The organism is Pseudomonas sp. XS1P51 (genome assembly GCF_054897845.1).
The window spans coordinates 3847538-3868498 of record NZ_CM142707.1 but is presented as its reverse complement, the minus strand read 5'-3'; the positions used below and the strand labels follow the sequence as shown (position 1 = coordinate 3868498).

Below are 20961 nucleotides of genomic sequence, written 5' to 3'. Positions count from 1 at the left end.
AGCATTGCTGTATCGGCGCGCCCTGTTGAACCTGAAGAAAAGCAGGCTGGTATTCTGTTCAAAATCGACTCGTCAGGACTTCTCATGAATCCCCCAAGCCCCGCGCTGATCCGCGAAACCTTCCCCGTCGGCCCGTTGCAGTGCAACTGCACGATCATCGGTGATCCGATCACCAAAAAGGCCATCGTGGTCGATCCGGGTGGCAATCACGAATTGATCCTGGCGCGGCTCGATGCGCTGGGCTTGAAAGTGGTCAGCATCATCCACACCCACGCGCACCTCGATCACTTCCTGGCCTCCGGTCAGCTGAAGGAAAAAACCGGCGCGACCCTGCACTTGCACAAAGAAGATCAATTCCTCTGGGATAACCTGGAGATGCAATGCCAGATGTTCGGGGTTCCCTACACGCCGGTGCCGTCGCCGGATCGCTGGTTGGCCGACGATGAAGAGCTGGCCTGCGGTTGTGGTGTGGCGTTGCACACGCCGGGGCATACGCCGGGGTCCATGAGCTTTTGGTTTTCAGAGGCCAAGCTGTTGATTGCCGGTGACACGCTGTTTCGTCGCGGGGTAGGGCGCACGGATTTGTGGGGCGGCGATCAGGCGACTATCGTGCGTTCAATCAAGCAGCGGCTGTATACCCTCGATGAAGAGGCGACCGTGGTGACCGGGCATGGTCCGGATACCCGTTTGGGCGACGAAATGCGCGAGAACCCTTTTGTGCGGGCGTGAGCTGCAGTTGTTACAGGCGCGACGGAATTTTTGTCGCCCGAAATGATCCAACGCCCGCAAAGATCCAATGCCTTAGTCCGTTGCATCCCAGAATGCAAAAAGTAGGAGCTCTTCATGTTCACCAAGCAGCGTTTGATTATTGTCGCTACGGCTGTGGCCTTGCTGTCTGGCTGTGCCTCGCCTAACCCCTACGACAACCAGGGCCAGGCCGACGGTGGCTCCACGGGCATGAGCAAAACCGCCAAGTACGGTGGCCTCGGCGCTTTGGCCGGTGCATTGGCCGGTGCCGCCATCGACCACAACAACCGTGGCAAGGGCGCACTGATTGGCGCTGCCGTGGTGGGTGCATCCGCTGCCGGTTACGGTTACTACGCCGACCAGCAGGAGAAAAAGCTGCGGGCCAGCATGGCCAACACCGGGGTTGAAGTGCAGCGCCAGGGTGATCAGATCAAGCTGATCATGCCGGGGAACATCACGTTCGCCACCGATTCGGCGAATATCGCTTCGAGCTTCTATCAGCCGCTGAACAACCTGGCGGGGTCGCTCAAGGAATTCAGCCAGAACCAGATCGAGATCGTCGGCTACACCGACAGCACCGGCAGCCGCCAGCACAACATGGACCTGTCCCAGCGTCGCGCCCAGAGCGTGGCGACTTACCTGACCTCGCAAGGTGTCAGCAACGCCAACCTGTCGGCTCGCGGTGCCGGGCCGGACAACCCGATTGCCAGCAACGGCGACGTCAATGGCCGGGCGCAGAACCGCCGGGTCGAGGTCAACCTGAAGGCGATTCCGGGTCAAGAGTATGGTGGCCAGCAGCAAGGCACCGTTCAGCAGTATCCGTAACACCGCAAAACCTGTGGGAGCGAGCCTGCTCGCGAAAGGGCCCTATCAGGCAACCTAAATCCATCAGCCACAAAAAAGCCCTCGAACCAGCAATGATTCGAGGGCTTTTTCATGTCGCGCGAAACCTGATTACTTCTTCAGGCCGTAATGCTCATCGAGCATGCCCGGCGCGTTCGGGGCCTTGGGGGCGTAGTCGCGAGGCGGTTCCTGATTGCGCGGCGGCGTCAGGCGTTCCCGCGGAGCCTGCGCCGCGTCGGCGTGCAGGGCGGCTAGCAAGCGTTGACGAGTCTGCTCGTCCAGGGCCAGACGGTTGGCGCCCTCGGCGAGATGATCCTGCACTTCCTGATAGCTCGCAGTCAGTTTCTTGACCAGCGTTGCGGTGCTGTTGAAGTGGGTGACCACCTCGTTCTGATAACTGTCAAAACGTTCCTGAATGTCATCCAGCTGACGTTGCGTGCTGCTAGGCGCGGCATTCGGCACCAGGCGAGCGATCAGGAATCCAATGGCGACACCCACAACCAGGGCAAGAGTCGGCAACAACCAAACTAAGAGCGAGTGTTCCACGAGTCCTTCCTCTATAAACGGCTTTGCTTTACGTTAACGGCTCGAACCTGCGCTGTATACCGCGATTCACTCGCAATAGATTGGCACAGACAATTGGCTAGACGAGTCGACCCGATTCGAGGTCACGGAGTTCCTTCCTTGCTTATGCGCGAAACCCCCGTAGTGATTGATGGCCCGGTCGGCCAACTGGAAGCCCTTTACCTGGATAACGAGCAGGCGCGCGGCATTGCGCTGATCTGCCATCCGAACCCGGTGCAGGGCGGCACCATGCTCAACAAAGTCGTCTCGACCCTGCAGCGCACCGCGCGCGACGCCGGTTTGATTACCACGCGCTTCAACTACCGTGGCGTCGGTGCCAGCGAAGGCTCGCACGACATGTCCACGGGCGAAGTCGACGATGCGCAGGCGGTCGCCGAATGGCTGCGGGCCAAACATCCTGACTTGCCGCTGACCCTGTTCGGTTTCTCCTTCGGCGGTTTTGTGGCCGCAAGTCTCGGCGGACGTCTGGAAGCCAAGGGCGAACAGCTCAAGCATTTGTTCATGGTTGCACCAGCGGTCATGCGCCTGGGCGATCAGGATCAACTGCCTCAGCAAGGCGAACTGACCCTGATCCAGCCAGAAACCGACGAAGTCATCGACCCACAAGCTGTCTACGACTGGTCCGAGAAACTCGATCGCCCCCATGAGCTGCTGAAAGTGGCAGAATGCGGACACTTTTTTCATGGCAAGCTGACCGATCTCAAGGATCTGATCCTGCCGCGTCTTTCGAATTGATTGCAGTCTGACAAGCGATTACCCATGACGACTCGTACCCGTATCCTCACCGGCATCACCACCACCGGCACGCCGCACCTGGGCAACTACGCTGGCGCCATCCGCCCGGCGATCCTTGCCAGCCGTGACAGCAATGCCGATTCGTTCTACTTCCTGGCCGACTACCACGCCCTGATCAAATGCGATGACCCGCTGCGCATCCAGCGCTCGCGTCTGGAAATCGCCGCGACCTGGCTGGCCGGTGGCCTGGATGTGGACCGAGTAACCTTTTATCGCCAGTCCGACATCCCGGAAATCCCCGAGCTGACCTGGCTGCTGACCTGCGTTGCCGCCAAGGGCCTGCTCAACCGTGCCCACGCCTACAAGGCCTCGGTGGACAAGAACGTCGAAACCGGCGAAGACCCGGATGCCGGCATCTCCATGGGTTTGTACAGCTACCCGGTACTGATGGCAGCGGACATTCTGATGTTCAACGCTCACAAGGTCCCGGTCGGTCGTGACCAGATCCAGCACGTCGAAATGGCCCGGGACATCGGCCAGCGCTTCAACCATCTGTTCGGTCAGGGCAAAGAGTTCTTCACCATGCCCGAGGCGCTGATCGAGGAAAGCGTCGCTACGCTGCCAGGCCTCGACGGTCGCAAGATGTCGAAGAGCTACGACAACACCATCCCGTTGTTCAGCAGCGCCAAAGAGATGAAGGACGCGATCTCGCGGATCGTCACCGACTCCCGCGCGCCGGGCGAAGCGAAAGATCCGGACAACTCGCACCTGTTCACCTTGTTCCAGGCGTTCGCTACCCCGGCGCAGTCCGACGAATTCCGCAGCGAACTGTTGCAGGGCCTGGGTTGGGGCGAGGCGAAGAATCGTCTGTTCCAATTGCTGGACAACGAGTTGGGCGAATCCCGCGAGCGTTATCACCAGTTGATCGAACGCCCGGCGGATCTCGAAGACATCCTGCAGACCGGCGCCAAAAAGGCCCGTTCGGTGGCGACGCCGTTCCTCCATGAACTGCGTGAAGCGGTTGGCCTGCGCTCTTTTGTGGCTCAGACCCAGGTTGCTGCCACTACCAAAAAGAAAGCCGCGAAAGCCGCGCGTTTCGTCAGCTTCCGCGAAGACGACGGCAGTTTCCGCTTCCGTCTGCTGGCGGCCGATGGCGAGCAACTGCTGCTGTCGCGCAACTTTGCCGACGGTAAAACCGCCGGCCAGGTGACCAAGCAGCTGCAAGCGGGCCAGCCTCTGGACGTGCGTAGCGAAGACCTGAGCTTCAGCGTCTGGCTCGAAGGCGAGTGTGTTGCCGACAGCCCGGCCTTCGCCGACAGCGCCGCTCGCGACGTCGCCATCGACGCACTGCGGATTGCTCTGACGCCGGTTCAGGAATAATCAGCGGCTCGGTCCGACCAAGGGCCGATTGCCATTCCCACGGGCCGTCGCTACAGTGACGGCCCGTTTTTGTTGCCTTGCTAACGAATTATGACGCCCCTAGAACGATATCAAGCTGATCTGAAACGCCCGGAATTCTTCCATGACGCTGCGCAGGAAACTGCGGTGCGCCATTTGCAGCGCCTGTACGACGACTTGGTCGCTGCGTCGAACAGCAAGCCGGGTCTGTTCGGCAAACTGTTTGGCAAGAAAGACCAGACGCCGGTCAAGGGCCTGTATTTCTGGGGCGGCGTGGGTCGCGGCAAGACTTACCTGGTCGACACCTTCTTCGAAGCGCTGCCGTTCAAGGAAAAGGTCCGGACTCACTTCCACCGCTTCATGAAGCGCGTGCACGAAGAGATGAAGACCCTCGGCGGCGAGAAAAACCCGCTGACCATTATCGCCAAGCGCTTCTCTGACGAAGCCCGGGTGATTTGTTTCGATGAATTCTTCGTGTCCGACATCACTGACGCGATGATCCTCGGCACGCTGATGGAAGAGTTGTTCAAGAACGGCGTGACCCTGGTTGCGACCTCGAACATCGTGCCGGACGGTCTGTACAAGGACGGCCTGCAACGCGCACGTTTCCTGCCGGCCATTGCGCTGATCAAGCAGAACACCGAGATCGTCAACGTCGACAGCGGCGTCGACTACCGTCTGCGTCACCTCGAGCAAGCAGAGCTGTTCCACTTCCCGCTGGATGAAGCGTCCCAAGAAAGCCTGCGCAAGAGCTTCCGCGCCCTGACGCCGGAATGCACGGCAGCCATCGAGAACGACGTACTGATGATCGAGAACCGCGAAATCCGCGCCTTGCGCACGTGCGATGACGTGGCCTGGTTCGACTTCCGCGAACTGTGCGACGGCCCGCGCAGCCAGAACGATTACATCGAGCTGGGCAAGATCTTCCACGCCGTGTTGCTCAGTGGTGTCGAGCAGATGAGTGTCACCACCGACGACATCGCCCGACGCTTTATCAACATGGTCGACGAGTTCTACGACCGTAACGTGAAGCTGATCATTTCTGCTGAAGTCGAGCTCAAAGACCTCTATACCGGCGGTCGCCTGAACTTCGAGTTCCAGCGCACCCTCAGCCGTCTGCTGGAAATGCAGTCCCACGAATTCCTGTCCCGGGCGCACAAGCCGTAGGACGGTTCGGAAAATAAAAAAGGGCCTGCAACGCAGGCCCTTTTTTTGTGCGCGCTGTTTGGCTCCGTACAATCCCTGTGGGAGCGAGCCTGCTCGCGATAGCGGTATGTCAGTCACATCATTGTTGGATGTACAGCCGCTATCGCGAGCAGGCTCGCTCCCACATTGGATTTGTGTCTAGCCTTTAAGCTGCCTGCTGAAACTGCTGCCGATACTGGTTCGGCGACAACTCCGTGTGCTGGCGGAACAGCCGCGCAAAGAAGCTCGCATCGTCGTAGCCGACTTCATAGCTGATGGTCTTGATGCTCTTGCGGCTGCCGGACAGCAAGCCCTTGGCCGTCTCGATACGCAGGCGTTGCAGGTAATGCAGCGGCTTGTCGCCGGTGGCGGTCTGGAAGCGGCGCATGAAGTTGCGGATGCTCATGCCGTGTTCGCGGGCGACGTCTTCGAAGCGGAATTTGTCGGCGAAGTGTTCTTCGAGCCAGTGCTGGATCTGCAGGATGATCACGTCCTGGTGCAGTTTCTGGCCACCGAAACCGATTCTTCCCGGCGAGTAGCTGCGTTGCACTTCATAGAGAATGTCGCGGGCCACGGCCTGAGCCACGTTGGCGCCACAGAACCGCTCGATCAAGTAGATGTAGAGATCGCACGCCGAGGTTGTACCGCCGGCGCAATACAGGTTGTCGGCGTCGGTCAGGTGCTTGTCCTGATTGAGCTGTACCTTCGGGAAACGCTCGGCAAAGGCGTTGAAGAAGCGCCAGTAGGTGGTCGCTTCCTTGCCGTCGAGCAACCCGGCCTCGGCGAGCCAGAACACCCCGGTGGCCTCGCCGCACAGTACCGCGCCGCGCGCATGTTGCTGGCGCAGCCACGGCAGGACTTGTGGGTAACGTTGGCAAAGGGTTTCGAAATCGTCCCAGAACGCCGGGAGGATGATGACGTCGGCGTTTTCCAGGCCGCCATCTACCGGCATGATCACATCACTGAAGCTGTTTACCGGTTTGCCGTCGGGGCTGACCAGCCGGGTTTCGAACGCGGGCGTCAGGCCCTGGCCCAGCTGTTTGCCGTAACGCAGGCTGGCCAGATGGAAGAAATCCTTGGCTTGCATGAGGGTGGAAGCGAAAACCCGGTCGATAGCCAGGATGCTGACGCGCCGCAAGGGCGTGGAGACTTGGATAGACATAATTCAACTTTATTCTTATAGGGGAAAGTGGTCACCAGACGGCTGGATCGTCTTATTTTTTGTCTGATGTGTCCAGTGTCCTGTATCGGAAGCGGGGCTTAGTCTCTGAAGGTCAATTCCTTCTAACAATAACGACAGGTGCCGCATGATCCCCAGAACCTTGTTCAGTTCCGAGCACGAACTTTTTCGTGACAGCGTGCGAACGTTCCTCGAAAAAGAGGCCGTGCCGTTCCATGGGCAATGGGAAAAACAAGGCTACATCGACCGTAAACTCTGGAACAAGGCAGGGGAGGCGGGAATGCTCTGTTCGCACTTGCCGGAAGAGTACGGCGGGTTGGGGGCGGACTTTCTCTACAGCGCCGTGGTGATCGAGGAGGTGGGTCGTCTCGGCCTGACCGGTATCGGTTTTTCCCTGCATTCGGACATCGTCGCGCCTTATATCCTGCATTACGGCAGTGAAGCGCTGAAACACAAATACCTGCCAAAACTGGTGTCCGGCGAGATGGTCACCGCCATTGCCATGACCGAGCCGGGCGCCGGCTCCGATCTGCAAGGGGTGAAAACCACCGCCGTGCTCGATGGCGACGAGTATGTGATCAACGGTTCCAAGACGTTCATCACTAACGGTTTTCTCGCTGACCTGGTGATTGTCGTGGCCAAGACTGATCCGAAGGCCGGCGCGAAAGGCACCAGTCTGTTTCTGGTGGAGGCCAACACTCCGGGCTTCGCCAAGGGCAAGCGCCTGGAAAAGGTCGGCATGAAAGCCCAGGACACGTCGGAATTGTTCTTCCAGGACGTTCGGGTGCCCAAGGAAAACCTCTTGGGGCAGGCGGGGATGGGTTTCGCTTATCTGATGCAAGAGTTGCCGCAAGAGCGTCTCACCGTCGCCGTTGGTGGCCTGGCATCGGCCGAAGCCGCACTGCAATGGACGCTGGATTACACCCGCGAGCGCAAGGCGTTCGGCAAGGCCATCGCCGACTTCCAGAACACCCGATTCAAACTGGCGGAGATGGCGACCGAGATTCAAATCGGTCGGGTCTTCGTCGATAAATGTCTGGAACTGCATCTGCAAGGCAAGCTCGACGTTCCGACGGCGGCGATGGCCAAGTATTGGGGCACGGACCTGCAGTGCAAGGTGCTCGACGAGTGCGTGCAGTTGCATGGTGGCTACGGGTTCATGTGGGAATACCCGATCGCCCGGGCGTGGGCGGATGCGCGGGTGCAGCGGATCTATGCCGGGACTAACGAAATCATGAAGGAGATTATTGCGCGGTCGCTTTGATGGCGCCGTGACTGGCAGACCGCCATCGCGAGCAGGCTCGCTCCCACACTGGATCTGCAACTGATCACCCTGTTGTGATCGACACCGAATCCTTGTGGGAGCGAGCCTGCTTGCGAATGGATCTAAAGATCAATCAAGGCGCTGGATTCGGATGATCCTTGTGAATCGCCTCAATCCCCGCCAGCACTTCATCGGAAAGTTTCAGTTCGAAGCTGGCAATGTTGCTGTCCAGTTGTTCCAGCGTCGTCGCGCCGATGATGTTGCTGGTCACGAACGGCTGTTGCGTGACAAACGCCAATGCCATCTGAGCCGGATCCAGGCCGTGTTCGCGGGCCAGAGCCACATAACGACTGCACGCGGCTTCCGACTGCGGATTGAAATAGCGGCTGAAGCGGCTGTAGAGACTCAGGCGACCTTTCGGCGGACGTGCGCCACCTTCGTACTTGCCCGACAGGAAGCCGAATGCCAGCGGCGAATAGGCGAGCAGGCCACACTGTTCGCGAATGGCGATTTCCGCCAGGCCGACTTCGAAGCTGCGGTTGAGCAGGTTGTAGGGGTTCTGGATCGACACCGCGCGCGGCCAGCCACGGGCTTCGGCCAGGGCCAGGAAGCGCATGGTGCCCCACGGCGTTTCATTGGACAGGCCGATGTGGCGGATCTTGCCGGCCTTGACTTGCTCGTCCAGCGCTTCGAGGGTGTCCTCCAGCGGGGTGAGGTTGGCTTCGCTCTTGTGCTTGTAGCCCAGCTGACCGAAGAAATTGGTGCTGCGCTCCGGCCAGTGCAGCTGATAGAGGTCGATGTAGTCGGTCTGCAGGCGCTTGAGGCTGGCGTCCACGGCTTCGGTGATGTGCTGGCGGTTGTGCCGCAGGTTTTTGTCGCGGATGTAGTCGATGGTGTTACCGGGGCCGGCGATCTTGCTGGCCAGGATCCAGTCGGCGCGATCACCGCGACTTTTGAAGTAATTACCGATGTAGCGTTCGGTGGTGGCGTAGGTTTCGGCCTTGGGTGGTACCGGATACATCTCGGCGGTGTCGATGAAATTGATCCCGGCGCCTTTGGCCCGTTCAATCTGGGCGAAGGCTTCAGCTTCGCTGTTTTGCTCGCCCCAGGTCATGGTTCCGAGGCAGATTGCACTCACGTTCAGATTGGTTCGGCCTAGCTGGCGATAGTCCATCGGGTGCTCCTTGGGCAAAACAATCATAAAAGCAGGTTGAATTATTTTTCGCAATCTGCATAATTGCGCACCTCTTTCTGCAGTGGAAGTGATGCGCCGCCGCCGAAGAATCTTGCCGTTGAACGGACGCGCCGACCCGAGCCCCCGAAAGCGTCTGTATCCGGCTGCCTTTGACTTGTCAAAGTACGCACTATTCAGTAAGATCCGCCGTCTAATTTACAGGGCGGCCCCTGAGGCTATAAAGAATGAAAACTTTTACTGCTAAACCGGAAACAGTACAGCGCGACTGGTTTGTCGTCGACGCTGCAGGTCAGACCCTGGGTCGTCTGGCCACCGAAATCGCGAGCCGTCTGCGTGGCAAGCATAAAGCTGAGTACACTCCTCACGTTGACACTGGCGATTACATCGTCGTTATCAATGCCGAGCAGATTCGTGTAACCGGTGCTAAAACCACCGACAAAATCTACTACTCCCACTCCGGTTTCCCGGGCGGCATCAAGTCGATCAACTTCGAAAAGCTGATCGCTAAAGCCCCTGAGCGCGTGATCGAGACCGCGGTCAAAGGCATGCTGCCTAAGAACCCGCTGGGTCGCGACATGTATCGTAAGCTGAAAGTCTATGCGGGCGCTGTACACCCTCATACTGCTCAGCAGCCCCAAGAACTGAAGTTTTAACGGAATAGTTCATTATGTCGGCGACTCAAAATTACGGCACTGGCCGTCGCAAGACCGCAACCGCACGCGTTTTCCTGCGTCCGGGCACTGGTAACATCTCCATCAACAACCGTTCGCTGGATAATTTCTTCGGCCGCGAAACTGCCCGCATGGTAGTTCGTCAGCCGCTGGAATTGACTGAGACTGTCGAGAAGTTCGACATCTACGTCACCGTGATCGGCGGTGGTGTAAGTGGTCAAGCTGGCGCAATCCGCCACGGTATCACTCGCGCTCTGATGGACTACGACGAAACTCTGCGCGGTGCTCTGCGCAAAGCCGGCTTCGTAACCCGTGACGCACGTGAAGTTGAACGTAAGAAAGTTGGTCTGCGTAAAGCGCGTAAGCGTCCGCAGTACTCGAAGCGTTAATTCGCTTTCGCGTTCAAAAAGAACGCCCAGTTTCCTCGCGAAGCTGGGCGTTTTTTTATGGGCGCGATTTATCAGGGAATTGCTCTGTGACAACTTGCCACATCCGTAGAGGCCCTATACTGCAAGGCTTGGCAGTGGAGCCCCTCGGTAATTACCTTGTCAGAATTGGGGCTTTTCATTACCATTCGGCAAAATTTTTATAAGTTCAGATTTTTACTTAGTAGATGCCTGATTTAACAGGCCACAAAGCTGATGGGAGAGGACTGAATGAGCAATGACGGCGTGAATGCAGGCCGGCGTCGCTTCTTGGTAGCAGCCACATCCGTGGTGGGTGCTGCAGGAGCGGTGGGGGCTGCGGTCCCGTTCGTGGGGTCATGGTTTCCCAGTGCCAAGGCGAAAGCCGCAGGTGCACCGGTGAAAGTGAATGTCAGCAAAATCGAGCCAGGCCAGCAGATGATTGCTGAGTGGCGAGGTCAGCCGGTGTTCATTGTCCGCCGTACCGAGGAAATCCTGGGGAATCTGAAAAAGATCGAGGGCCAGTTGTCTGACCCGACCTCCAAGAACTCGACACAACCGACTTATGTCGACCCGGAAACGCGTTCGATCAAGCCAGAGGTTCTGCTGCTGATCGGTATTTGCACGCACCTGGGTTGCTCGCCGACCTTCCGTCCAGAAGTGGCACCTGCGGATCTGGGCAAGGATTGGGTAGGTGGCTATTTCTGCCCTTGCCACGGTTCCCATTACGATCTGGCTGGTCGCGTCTACAAGTCGCAACCTGCGCCTTTGAACCTGCCAGTTCCCCCGCATTCCTATGAGACCGATGACATCATTGTCATTGGCGTCGATACGGAGAAAGCGTGATGAGCAAGTTCATGGATTGGGTTGATGCGCGCTTTCCCGCGACCAAAATGTGGGAAGACCATCTCAGCAAGTACTACGCCCCGAAGAACTTCAACTTCTTCTATTTCTTTGGCTCCCTGGCACTGCTCGTTCTGGTTAACCAGATCGTCACCGGTGTCTGGCTGACCATGAGCTACACCCCGTCGGCGGAAGAAGCGTTTGCTTCCGTCGAATACATCATGCGCGACGTCGAGTACGGCTCGATCCTGCGTCTGCTGCACTCCACCGGCGCTTCGGCGTTCTTCATCGTGGTCTATCTGCACATGTTCCGTGGCTTGCTCTACGGTTCGTACCAGAAGCCGCGTGAGCTGGTGTGGGTCTTCGGCATGCTGATCTACCTGGCGCTGATGGCTGAAGCGTTCATGGGTTACCTGCTGCCGTGGGGCCAGATGTCCTACTGGGGAGCCCAGGTGATCATCTCGCTGTTCGGTGCGATCCCGGTTATCGGTAACGACCTGACTCAGTGGATCCGTGGTGACTACCTGATTTCCGGTATTACCCTGAACCGCTTCTTCGCCTTGCACGTTGTCGCGTTGCCGATCGTGATTCTCGGTCTGGTGGTGCTGCACGTTCTGGCGCTGCACGAAGTCGGTTCGAACAACCCGGACGGCGTGGACATCAAGAAACACAAAGACGAAAACGGTGTACCGCTGGACGGCATTGCCTTCCACCCGTACTACACCGTGAAAGATATCGTCGGCGTGGTGGTGTTCCTGTTCATCTTCTGCTCGATCGTGTTCTTCTTCCCGGAAATGGGCGGTTACTTCCTCGAGAAGCCGAACTTTGAAGTGGCGAACGCCTTCAAGACTCCAGAGCACATTGCTCCGGTCTGGTACTTCACGCCGTTCTACGCGATTCTGCGGGCGGTTCCGGACAAGCTCCTGGGCGTTATCGCCATGGGCGCGGCCATCGCTGTGCTGTTCGTCCTGCCGTGGCTGGACCGTAGTCCGGTCAAGTCGATGCGTTACAAAGGCTGGCTGAGCAAGATCTGGCTCTGGGTGTTCTGCATCTCGTTCGTGATCCTGGGTGTGTTGGGTGTTCTGGCTCCGACTCCAGGCCGTACGCTGCTGTCGCAGATCTGTACCTTCCTGTACTTCGCCTACTTCATTCTGATGCCGTTCTACACCAGGCTCGAGAAGACAAAACCGGTTCCGGAAAGGGTGACTGGCTGATGAAAAAGCTATTTGCTGTACTGATTCTTGCTGCCATGCCTGTACTGTCCTTCGCGGCTGAACACGGTGGTCCCGAGCTGGAAAAAGTCGACATCGACGTTTCCGACAAGGCTGCCATGCAGGATGGCGCACGTACGTTCGCCAACTACTGCATGGGTTGCCACAGCGCCAAGTTCCAGCGTTACGAGCGTGTAGCCGATGATCTGGGCATTCCTCACGATCTCATGCTGTCGAAACTGGTGTTTACCGGCGCCAAGATTGGCGACCACATGAACATCGGCATGCAGCCGGCAGACGCCAAGACCTGGTTCGGTGCGGCTCCGCCCGACCTGACCCTGGTGGCTCGCGTTCGTGGTACTGACTGGCTCTACGGTTACCTGCGTTCGTTCTATGAAGACCCGTCGCGTCCTTGGGGCGTGAACAACAAGGTGTTCCCGAACGTCGGGATGCCTAACGTTCTGGTCGGCCTGCAGGGTCGTCAGGTGGTAGGCTGTAAACAAGTTCAAATCGTCGAAGACGGTAAGAAGCAATACGATCCGCTGACCGGTACGGCTCTGACTCATGAGGCGTGCGACCAGCTGACCGTGCTGCCAAAAACCGGCACGCTGAACGAAGAGCAGTTCGACGAGAAGGTCAAGAACCTGGTGACCTTCCTGGCCTACTCGGCCAACCCGGTGAAGCTGCAGCATCAGCGCATCGGTACCTATGTGTTGCTGTACCTGGCGTTCTTCTTCGTATTCGCTTACTTGCTTAAACGCGAATACTGGAAAGACGTCCATTGATAAAGCTGTAAAATTGCTGTCAATCGCGCGCGCCCAAGGGCGTCTCTGAAGGTGTAACGAGCCTGGTGATCCAGGCGTTACGAGAGGCGTCCTCTGGGCGCGCGCGTTTTTCCGTTTCCGATAATTTCAACAAGCGAGGAGGACCGCCATGGGCGTGACCAATCGGTTGGCCTGTTACTCCGACCCCGCCGACCACTATTCCCACCGAGTGCGCATCGTGCTTGCAGAGAAGGGTGTCAGCGCCGAGATCATTTACGTGGAAGCTGGTCGCCAGCCGCCTAAACTGATTGAAGTGAACCCTTACGGAAGTCTGCCCACCCTGGTCGATCGTGACCTGGCGCTGTGGGAGTCGACCGTGGTGATGGAATATCTGGATGAGCGTTACCCGCACCCGCCTTTACTGCCGGTTTATCCAGTGGCGCGTGCCAACAGTCGTCTGCTGATTCATCGTATTCAGCGTGACTGGTGTGGCCTGGTGGATCTGATCCTGGATTCCCGGTCCAAGGAAGCAGCCCGTGTCGTGGCTCGTAAAGAGCTGCGCGAAAGCCTGACTGGCGTGTCGCCGTTGTTCGCCGACAAGCCGTTTTTCCTCAGTGAGGAACAAAGTCTGGTGGATTGCTGCCTATTGCCAATACTGTGGCGATTGCCGATTCTGGGTATTGAACTGCCGCGGCCTGCCAAGCCGCTGCTTGATTATATGGAGCGCTCGTTTGCGCGTGAGGCTTTCCAGGCGAGTCTGTCTGGTGTCGAACGCGATATGCGCTAAGGCTTAAGGAGCCGCTATGAACTCCAGTCGACCTTATCTGGTCCGCGCGCTCTACGAGTGGATTGTGGACAACGATTGCACCCCGCACATGCTGGTCAATTCCGAGTATCCGTCGGTGCAGGTGCCTCAGGGTTTTGCCAGTGATGGACAGATTGTCCTGAACGTATCGCCGGCGGCCGTGCGTCATTTGCACATGGACAACGAAGCGGTCAGCTTCGAGGGGCGCTTCGGTGGCGTGCCGCACACCCTGTACGTGCCTATCGCATCGATCCTGGGCATTTACGCTCGGGAGAACGGTCAGGGCATGGTGTTTGATCTGGAATCGCCAATGGAAGACGAGGAAGAGATCGAGCCGGATGATGATATCCCGCCACCCGACAGCGAGCCGCCGCGTCCCAGCGGTCGACCCAGTTTGAAAGTGGTGAAGTAATAAAAAAGGCGATCCGGATGCAGACTGTGTGAAAACGCAGTCTGCCGCTGCTTAAAAACAAATGCCCCGACTTGTCGGGGCATTTGCTTTTCTGAAATCTGAAAAATAAAGGGCCTCTCAGCCCATCAACGCCATCAGCTTTTGTGCTCCCAGCACCTTGATCGCCCTTTTCAGGTTGTAGGCTTGTACCGCCAATGCCATTTCGGCTCTGGCGCCTTTCAGCTGTCGCAGCAAGAACCGGCCATTGCCAAATAGCCATTGCTTGAGATTGCCGAAGGGGTGTTCGACGATGGATCGCCGGCTAACCATCATCTCGGGATGGGCCCGCATTCGCTGCTCCATCCGTTCAAAAGCGGCTTCATGAGCATGGCGCGTGAGGTAGCGGCGGCTCGTTTGGGTGCAGCGGCTTTTTAACGGACAAACGTCACAATCGGCGATAGTCGCCTGATAAATCCGATTGCCTTTGTTAATCTGCTTAAGTGTTAGCAATTTACCGCCAGGGCATTGATAAGCGTCGCGTTGTTCCTCGTATTTGAAGTCCGTGCGATCAAAAAACTCAGTACCGTCACCTTGATTGTTGACCGAGCGATTAGGCGGTACGAACGCCGTGATGCCGGCATCTTCACAGGCTTGAAACTGTTCGCCATTGGAGTAGCCGGCATCGGCCGTGACGCTTAATTGCGATTGATTCAGCTCAGCTTTAGCAGCTTTTGCCATCGGCTCAAGCTGCTGCCGATCGGCGCCATCCTGAGTTACCTCGTGGTGCAGAATCAGACAATGCTCAGCATCCACAGCGCTTTGGATGTTGTACGCCACGAACGTGCCAGAAGGCGTCCGCATTTTTTGCGCATCGGACTCGCCCACAATGGGTTGAACCAGACCTTGAGCTTCCATCAGCCCTTGGCAGGTCTGGTTATTGGCCTTTTTTATCTGCAACTCCCGAAGAGCCGTTTGCACGGCTGAGCGATTGATCGACTCTCCTCCCTCATTACGATCCGCTTCATCGAGCTGCGCCAGATAGCGCGCAATTCGCTGATTGAGCACCGCGTCCTGGTGCTTGAGTTTTTTCGGGGTCATCTGTTTGCGGCTTGAGGGCAGGATCGTACGAAGGGCGTCCGGTGGCCTTGGGTCTGGCTTTGTCGAAACCCAGTGGCTCAAAGTCCAGAAGCGAAACATAGGCTTCGATGACGCGAACCAGATGGTCATCAGGAATAAGTTCGTCCAGCGACACTGGAAACAGTGCTGTCTGGGAGCGGTTTTCACCTTGGATATAGCGCATAAGAAAAATGCCCGTATCTTGCGCGATACGGGCATTTTCTTTAACCGGCCAGCAGATTGCTAGGTTTTCACACAGTCTGCGGATGGATCGCCTTTTTTATTACTTCACCATTTCAAACGTAGGAGCTGCCGAGTGAAACGAGGCTGCGATCTTTTGATTTTGCTTTTAAAAGATCAAAAGATCGCAGCCTCGTTTCACTCGACAGCTCCTACAGGTCGATGGCGATCCAAGGATGCCATCACCCAGTAAGCAGGTGTCAGTCGATGTATTCGAACAGCTTCACGATCTTCTGCACGCCGGAAACACCTTGCACCAGGTTGGTCGCCTGAGCCGCTTCCTGCTTGGTCAGCAGGCCCAACAGGTAGACGATGCCGTTCTCGGTAACAACCTTGATGCGCGAGCCTGGGATGTTCGGGTCGGTGAGCATCTGGGTCTTGATCTTGGAGGTCAGCCAGGTGTCGTTCTGGCGGGCAAGGAAGCCGGAGGGTGGCAGTACTTGCAGTTCGTTATGCACCTTCTTCACGCGCTGGACCGCGGCGGCAGCCTGTTCGGCCTTGGCCTTGAGGTCTTCACGCGGCGTCTGGCCTGCGAGCAGTACCACGCCGTTGAAACTGGTGACGACGATGTGCGAGTCGTTGTCCAGGGCCGGATCGGCCTTGGCGACGTTCACACCGACCTTGGTGTCGATCAGGGAGTCGTCGATCTTGCTGCCGAAGGTGCGGGTGCCGCGGTCATCTTCAATCGGCGCTTCACGGCTGGCTTTAACCACCGAGGTGCAGCCGCTGATGCCGAGGCACAGGGTCAAGGCCAGTAGGCCTAGGCGATTAGGGGTCATTCTTCACTCCCGAACAGTTGGCTGTCGATCAAGTCGCAAAGGCAATGGATCGCCAGCAGGTGGACTTCCTGAATACGTGCAGTGACGTTGGCCGGTACGCGAATCTCGACGTCCTCGGGCAATAGCAGTGACGCCATGCCGCCGCCATCACGACCGGTCAATGCTACGACAATCATTTCGCGATCATGTGCGGCCTGGATTGCTTGAATAATGTTCGCCGAGTTGCCGCTGGTGGAAATCGCCAGCAATACGTCACCCGGCTGGCCGAGCGCGCGGATCTGTTTTGAGAAGATTTCGTTGTAGCTGTAGTCGTTGGCGATCGAGGTGATCGTCGAGCTGTCGGTGGTCAGCGCGATGGCTGGCAGGCTCGGACGCTCGCGCTCGAAGCGATTGAGCAGCTCCGACGAGAAGTGCTGTGCGTCACCGGCGGAACCGCCGTTGCCGCAGGACAGCATTTTGCCCTCGTTGAGCAGGGCGTTGACCATCACCTGGCTGGCTTGCTCGATGTGCGGTGCAAGTACGTCCATCGCCATTTGCTTGGTGTCGATACTGGCCTGAAAAAGCTGGCGAATTCGGGATTGCATGTCCATCTGTGTGACCTTAATTAGCGCGGCTACTCGGCACATGAATGTGCAGCCCGCAAAGCAAAGAGCAAAATTGTTGGGTGAAAGTGTCCGGTTCGGGACGTACGCGATCAGCTGTCGAAGGCATTCTGTAACCAATTCAACTGATCGAGGTTGCTGTCGATGGCAACCACGTCGAAACGGCAAGGGGAATTGGCCCAACGCGACTCGCGCTGAAGAAAATACTGCGCGGCAAAAATCAGCTTCTGCCGTTTGCGCTCATCGATGCTATCGAGCGCGCCACCCCATTGAGTGTTTTTTCTGTAGCGGACTTCAACGAATACTACTGTATCGCCATCAAGCATGACCAGATCAAGCTCGCCGCGTTTACACAACCAGTTCTGCGCCAGCAGGCGCAGACCCTGTTGTTGAAGATGCTCGAGCGCATGGCGCTCGGCATCCTTACCGCTTTGCTGGCGTGACCTGTCGGGCATCAGTGCGAAGTATCCGGCAGGCGTTGAACCTGGCCATTGACGAACTGGGCCCACGGCAACTGACGCACCACTCGTTGATTCTGAGTCATGCCCAAGCTGCCCGATTGACCTTCGATGCGGCTGTCCGGCAGAGCCTTGAGTTGCCCCAGGCGCGGTGCCAGGCGATAGGCATCAACCCCCATCGCGTACAGACGACCCAGGCTGCCGGCGGCTTGTGGCCATTGAGTGGTCACTTGTTTGCGCAGCGGATCGCTGGTGTCGAGCAACCATGGGGTTTCGCAGAAGCGAATGCCGTTCATGTCGTTGTACTGGTTCACGTCACCGCTGGCACTGAATACGTGGGACGTGGCGTAAACCGGTACGTCGCCCGCGTATTGGAAGTTCAGGGTCGGTTTGATCTGCTGGGCCTGTTGCGGCGTTGCAGCAAGGAAGATGAACTCGATGTCCTGTCGACGAGAAGGTTGGGCGGCTACCTGCGAGCCAACGGTGCTCTGCAGGCTCTTGGCGCGACCTTCGCTCTGACGCAGCTGGAACATATCGGCAATCTGCTGGGCCAGTTGAACCGGCTGATCGACGCGCTCGGTGGCGACGATGCTGCCGCCGTTGGCTTGCCAGTCCTGGCTGAACGCTCTGAGTACACGGTCGCCCCATTCGCCTTTCGGCACCATGATGGCGGCGCGGTGCAGGCCGTCGGCACGAGCGCGGCGGGATACTTCACGGGCTTCGTCTTCAGCCGCAAGACCGAACTGGAACAACTGCGCCGGACCTTGTTCGCCTTCGCTGTAGTTCAGCGCCAGGGTGGTGATCGGCAGTTGCGGGCGAGCGCTGAGCTGTTTGACCAGCGGCTTCTCCAGCGGGCCGACGACCAATTGAACGCCGTCGGCCTGGGCCTTGCGATAGAACTCGTCCATGGAGGTCAGGCGCGAGCTGTCATAAAACTCGATGGCTGGCGGCTTCTGACCGGCTTGTTGCGCCTGGTAGTGCGCAGCCATAAAACCTTCGCGAAGCGCTTTGCCGACCGACGCGAGCGGGCCGTCTTGCGGCAGCAGCAGGGCGATTTTGCTCAGGGGCTGGCTGGCCAGTTCCTTGAGTTTGGTCAGCGGCAGCGGCAGTTGAATGGCGGCCGGGTGTTTCGGATTCTGGGCGCGCCAGGTGTCGATCGCGGCCTGCTGCTGTTCCAGGGTGCCGGCGGTTTTAACGGCCAGGGCCAGGCTCATCCAGCCGCCGAGGTCGCCGGTGGCAGTCGGCTGCAGTTGATCGGCCGGCAACGACGCGATCAGGGTCCAGATCGCTTCGTGGTTTTTGCTCGCTGCTTCACCTTCGAGCATTGGTGCAATAAAGATGCGCTCTCGTGCGGCGGCCAAGGTCTGGCCATCGGCCTCAAGGGCGCGGGCATGCACGGTGCCGGTGCGAACCTGTTGCTCGACGGGCAATTCGCTCAAGCGTTGAAGGCTCGGATGGCTCAAGGCAGTCAGCGCCGCTTTGGGCTGATTGCGGACCATGGCCAGTTCAGCCGCCAGCGTACTGGCGAAGACCTGTTGGCCTGGCTTGAGTTGCTCGACAGGCACTTGTTGCAGGATTTGCGCGGACTGGCCGGCATTCCCCTGGCGATAGGCCAGGTCTGCCGCGCTCAGGCGCAACAGGGCGGCTTGTTCCGGGGTTTTGCTTTTGGCGGCCTGGTCGAGCAGTTGCTCGATACTGGCATCCGGGGTCCGTGGAAGTTCGCCAAGGCTGGAAGAGGGCGAGCTGGCGCAAGCCGCCAGCAAGGCAGCGAGGCAGAGGGCAGTGAACAGCCGCAGGCAAGCGATCATGTAGTGTTCCTGATACTCGATCAAATTAGCGTGGAATTGTACCCAAGCGCTGGCCGGGGCGCGATGTTACTGGTGTGAATCGATCAATTTAGCTCGTGCAAATGTTGCAGTACTGCACAAAAGGCCGAAAAACCGAGGGTGGCTTGCGCGTATCGCGAACGTCGCTACGCGCTACAATGGCGGCTTTTACCGATCATGAGGTGTGCGCTTTGACTGCTCCAGGTGCTTTGAATTCCGCTGCTGGCTCGCTTTATGTGGTGGCGACGCCCATCGGCAACCTGGACGACATCAGTGCGCGTGCGCTGAAGATCCTGCGCGAGGTCGCCTTGATCGCCGCCGAAGACACCCGCCACTCCCAGCGGTTGATGCAGCACTTCGGCATTCCCACGCCGCTGGCAGCCTGCCATGAGCACAACGAGCGCGATGAAGGTAGCCGCTTTATTACGCGCTTGCTCGCCGGTGACGATGTGGCGCTGATCTCCGACGCCGGGACACCGCTGATTTCCGACCCGGGTTATCACCTGGTGCGTCAGGCCCGCGCGGCGGGAATTAATGTGGTGCCGGTTCCGGGCGCCTGCGCGTTGATTGCGGCGTTGTCGGCGGCGGGCCTGCCGTCGGACCGTTTCATCTTCGAAGGCTTCCTGCCGGCCAAGGCAGTCGGGCGGCGCGCTCGCCTGGAACTCGTAAAGGAAGAGCCGCGCACGCTGATTTTCTATGAAGCGCCGCACCGCATTCTTGAGTGCCTGCAAGACATGGAGCTGGTGTTCGGTGCGGAGCGTCCGGCATTGCTGGCACGCGAACTGACCAAGACGTTTGAAACCCTTAAAGGTTTGCCGTTGGCCGAGCTTCGCGAGTTCGTCGAGTCGGACAGCAATCAGCAGCGTGGTGAATGCGTGGTGTTGGTGGCCGGCTGGTCCGCCCCCGAGACCGAAGACGCCGTCAGCAGTGAAGCGATGCGCATCCTCAACCTGTTGCTCGAAGAGATGCCGCTCAAGCGTGCGGCGGCATTGGCGGCGCAAATTACCGGCGAGCGCAAGAATGTTCTTTACCAGGTAGCGCTGGATAAGCAGAAGGGCGAGTAAAACCCGACGTGCAGGCGTGGCTGACGGCGTTTAACGCTTGTTCTTCGGCCGCTCTGCCGTTAACCTTCGCGGCGGAGAGTCGATCGGACAGTCGCTGCCCTCTATGAAAATTAGGGGGGGGAGGAAAGTCCGGGCTCCATAGGGCGAAGTGCCAGGTAATGCCTGGGAGGCGTGAGCCTACGGAAAGTGCCACAGAAAATAACCGCCTAAGCGCTTCGGCGCCGGTAAGGGTGAAAAGGTGCGGTAAGAGCGCACCGCACGTCTGGCAACAGTTCGTGGCTAGGTAAACCCCACTTGGAGCAAGACCAAATAGGGTCCCAAGGCGTGGCCCGCGCTGGGACCGGGTAGGTTGCTAAAGATGTCCAGTGATGGCCATCGTAGACGAATGACTGTTCAAGACAGAACCCGGCTTACAGATCGACTCTCCACCTTTTTCCCTCCCTGTTTGAATCATTGAGCAGGGCTCTGTAGTAGCAGTTTCCCTCCTTCCAGAAACATCAGCAGAAGCACTTTCGTAATACCGAAAAAATCTTACTCTTAACAAATTACTTTAACTTTCGAGCGCAGCCCTCAGTGCTGGTTCAAGTTATTGGGCTGAATGGCACGTCAGATTCTCGTTACCCCTCCTAATACGCTCCTAAATCTCAGTTCTGTA

21 protein-coding genes, 1 other RNA gene and 1 pseudogene are annotated in these 20961 nt (G+C 58.2%); 15 read left to right on the top strand and 8 right to left on the bottom strand.

What is annotated here, in order from left to right; genetic code table 11:
* Positions 1 to 84 precede the first annotated feature (84 nt).
* Positions 85 to 729, top strand: a complete 645-nt coding sequence (locus ACYZUD_RS17955) for an MBL fold metallo-hydrolase (RefSeq protein ID WP_462019497.1) — start codon at positions 85 to 87, stop codon at positions 727 to 729.
* Positions 730 to 843: 114 nt separating this feature from the next.
* Positions 844 to 1572: an OmpA family protein gene (locus ACYZUD_RS17950; RefSeq protein WP_462019496.1), complete on the top strand. Its 729-nt coding sequence runs from the start codon at positions 844 to 846 to the stop codon at positions 1570 to 1572.
* Positions 1573 to 1701: 129 nt separating this feature from the next.
* On the opposite strand, the gene ACYZUD_RS17945 is transcribed toward ACYZUD_RS17950, so the two are convergent.
* A complete protein-coding gene (locus ACYZUD_RS17945) occupies positions 1702 to 2136 on the bottom strand; it encodes a Z-ring associated ZapG family protein (RefSeq protein WP_403107237.1) in 435 nt (144 codons plus the stop codon).
* 144 nt (positions 2137 to 2280) lie between these two features.
* On the opposite strand from ACYZUD_RS17945, the gene ACYZUD_RS17940 reads away from it, so the two are divergent.
* From ACYZUD_RS17940 to zapE, 3 genes are all read left to right on the top strand, one after another.
* A complete protein-coding gene (locus ACYZUD_RS17940) occupies positions 2281 to 2910 on the top strand; it encodes an alpha/beta hydrolase (protein WP_462025063.1) in 630 nt (209 codons plus the stop codon).
* 24 nt (positions 2911 to 2934) lie between these two features.
* On the top strand, positions 2935 to 4290 hold the full coding sequence (locus tag ACYZUD_RS17935) for a tryptophan--tRNA ligase (RefSeq protein WP_462019494.1): 1356 nt from the start codon (positions 2935 to 2937) through the stop codon (positions 4288 to 4290).
* Positions 4291 to 4380: 90 nt separating this feature from the next.
* The gene (zapE, locus tag ACYZUD_RS17930; protein ID WP_462019493.1) at positions 4381 to 5475 is read left to right on the top strand and encodes a cell division protein ZapE; all 1095 of its coding nucleotides are present in this window, start codon (positions 4381 to 4383) and stop codon (positions 5473 to 5475) included.
* A 184-nt stretch (positions 5476 to 5659) separates the two neighbouring features.
* On the opposite strand, the gene ACYZUD_RS17925 is transcribed toward zapE, so the two are convergent.
* A complete protein-coding gene (locus ACYZUD_RS17925; protein WP_462025062.1) occupies positions 5660 to 6556 on the bottom strand; it encodes a GlxA family transcriptional regulator in 897 nt (298 codons plus the stop codon).
* Between the two features lie 244 nt (positions 6557 to 6800).
* Between ACYZUD_RS17925 and ACYZUD_RS17920 the strand changes: the two genes are divergently transcribed.
* On the top strand, positions 6801 to 7937 hold the full coding sequence (locus ACYZUD_RS17920; protein ID WP_462019492.1) for an acyl-CoA dehydrogenase family protein: 1137 nt from the start codon (positions 6801 to 6803) through the stop codon (positions 7935 to 7937).
* A 133-nt stretch (positions 7938 to 8070) separates the two neighbouring features.
* Here the strand turns inward: ACYZUD_RS17920 and ACYZUD_RS17915 are convergent, their stop codons facing one another.
* The gene (locus ACYZUD_RS17915) at positions 8071 to 9111 is read right to left on the bottom strand and encodes an NADP(H)-dependent aldo-keto reductase (protein WP_462019491.1); all 1041 of its coding nucleotides are present in this window, start codon (positions 9109 to 9111) and stop codon (positions 8071 to 8073) included.
* Between the two features lie 245 nt (positions 9112 to 9356).
* On the opposite strand from ACYZUD_RS17915, the gene rplM reads away from it, so the two are divergent.
* The 7 genes from rplM (at position 9357) to ACYZUD_RS17880 (ending at position 14242) form a co-directional block, all read left to right on the top strand.
* Positions 9357 to 9785 (top strand): 50S ribosomal protein L13, encoded by a 429-nt coding sequence (gene rplM, locus ACYZUD_RS17910; protein WP_007905295.1) that lies wholly within the window; start codon positions 9357 to 9359, stop codon positions 9783 to 9785.
* A 14-nt stretch (positions 9786 to 9799) separates the two neighbouring features.
* Complete coding sequence (gene rpsI, locus ACYZUD_RS17905) at positions 9800 to 10192, top strand: 30S ribosomal protein S9 (protein WP_003205364.1); 393 nt, start codon at positions 9800 to 9802, stop codon at positions 10190 to 10192.
* Positions 10193 to 10459: 267 nt separating this feature from the next.
* Positions 10460 to 11053, top strand: coding sequence for a ubiquinol-cytochrome c reductase iron-sulfur subunit (petA, locus tag ACYZUD_RS17900; protein WP_007905300.1), 594 nt, complete (start codon positions 10460 to 10462; stop codon positions 11051 to 11053).
* Complete coding sequence (locus ACYZUD_RS17895; RefSeq protein ID WP_462019490.1) at positions 11053 to 12264, top strand: cytochrome b; 1212 nt, start codon at positions 11053 to 11055, stop codon at positions 12262 to 12264. Before petA ends, ACYZUD_RS17895 begins: the two co-directional genes overlap by 1 nt.
* Positions 12264 to 13046, top strand: coding sequence for a cytochrome c1 (locus tag ACYZUD_RS17890; protein ID WP_462019489.1), 783 nt, complete (start codon positions 12264 to 12266; stop codon positions 13044 to 13046). The genes ACYZUD_RS17895 and ACYZUD_RS17890 overlap by 1 nt, the downstream gene beginning before the upstream one ends.
* A 148-nt stretch (positions 13047 to 13194) precedes the next feature.
* On the top strand, positions 13195 to 13812 hold the full coding sequence (locus ACYZUD_RS17885) for a glutathione S-transferase N-terminal domain-containing protein (RefSeq protein ID WP_008155978.1): 618 nt from the start codon (positions 13195 to 13197) through the stop codon (positions 13810 to 13812).
* A gap of 16 nt (positions 13813 to 13828) precedes the next feature.
* Positions 13829 to 14242, top strand: coding sequence for a ClpXP protease specificity-enhancing factor (locus ACYZUD_RS17880; protein ID WP_008155980.1), 414 nt, complete (start codon positions 13829 to 13831; stop codon positions 14240 to 14242).
* A gap of 117 nt (positions 14243 to 14359) precedes the next feature.
* On the opposite strand, the pseudogene ACYZUD_RS17875 reads toward ACYZUD_RS17880, so the two are convergent.
* The 5 genes and pseudogenes from ACYZUD_RS17875 to ACYZUD_RS17855 form a co-directional block, all read right to left on the bottom strand.
* A pseudogene (locus ACYZUD_RS17875) lies at positions 14360 to 15521 on the bottom strand (transposase).
* Between the two features lie 256 nt (positions 15522 to 15777).
* A complete protein-coding gene (locus ACYZUD_RS17870) occupies positions 15778 to 16356 on the bottom strand; it encodes a BON domain-containing protein (RefSeq protein WP_462019488.1) in 579 nt (192 codons plus the stop codon).
* Positions 16353 to 16946, bottom strand: a complete 594-nt coding sequence (locus ACYZUD_RS17865) for a phosphoheptose isomerase (protein ID WP_008025961.1) — start codon at positions 16944 to 16946, stop codon at positions 16353 to 16355. Before ACYZUD_RS17865 ends, ACYZUD_RS17870 begins: the two co-directional genes overlap by 4 nt.
* Before the next feature lie 104 nt (positions 16947 to 17050).
* Positions 17051 to 17413 carry a YraN family protein gene (locus ACYZUD_RS17860; protein ID WP_019582357.1) on the bottom strand — a complete coding sequence of 121 codons (363 nt, stop codon included), beginning with the start codon at positions 17411 to 17413 and terminating at the stop codon, positions 17051 to 17053.
* Positions 17413 to 19224 carry a penicillin-binding protein activator gene (locus ACYZUD_RS17855; RefSeq protein ID WP_462019487.1) on the bottom strand — a complete coding sequence of 604 codons (1812 nt, stop codon included), beginning with the start codon at positions 19222 to 19224 and terminating at the stop codon, positions 17413 to 17415. Before ACYZUD_RS17855 ends, ACYZUD_RS17860 begins: the two co-directional genes overlap by 1 nt.
* 176 nt (positions 19225 to 19400) lie before the next feature.
* On the opposite strand from ACYZUD_RS17855, the gene rsmI reads away from it, so the two are divergent.
* The gene (gene rsmI, locus ACYZUD_RS17850; RefSeq protein ID WP_462019486.1) at positions 19401 to 20306 is read left to right on the top strand and encodes a 16S rRNA (cytidine(1402)-2'-O)-methyltransferase; all 906 of its coding nucleotides are present in this window, start codon (positions 19401 to 19403) and stop codon (positions 20304 to 20306) included.
* A 75-nt stretch (positions 20307 to 20381) separates the two neighbouring features.
* An RNA gene (gene rnpB, locus ACYZUD_RS17845) (RNase P RNA component class A) lies at positions 20382 to 20735 on the top strand.
* Positions 20736 to 20961 lie beyond the last annotated feature (226 nt).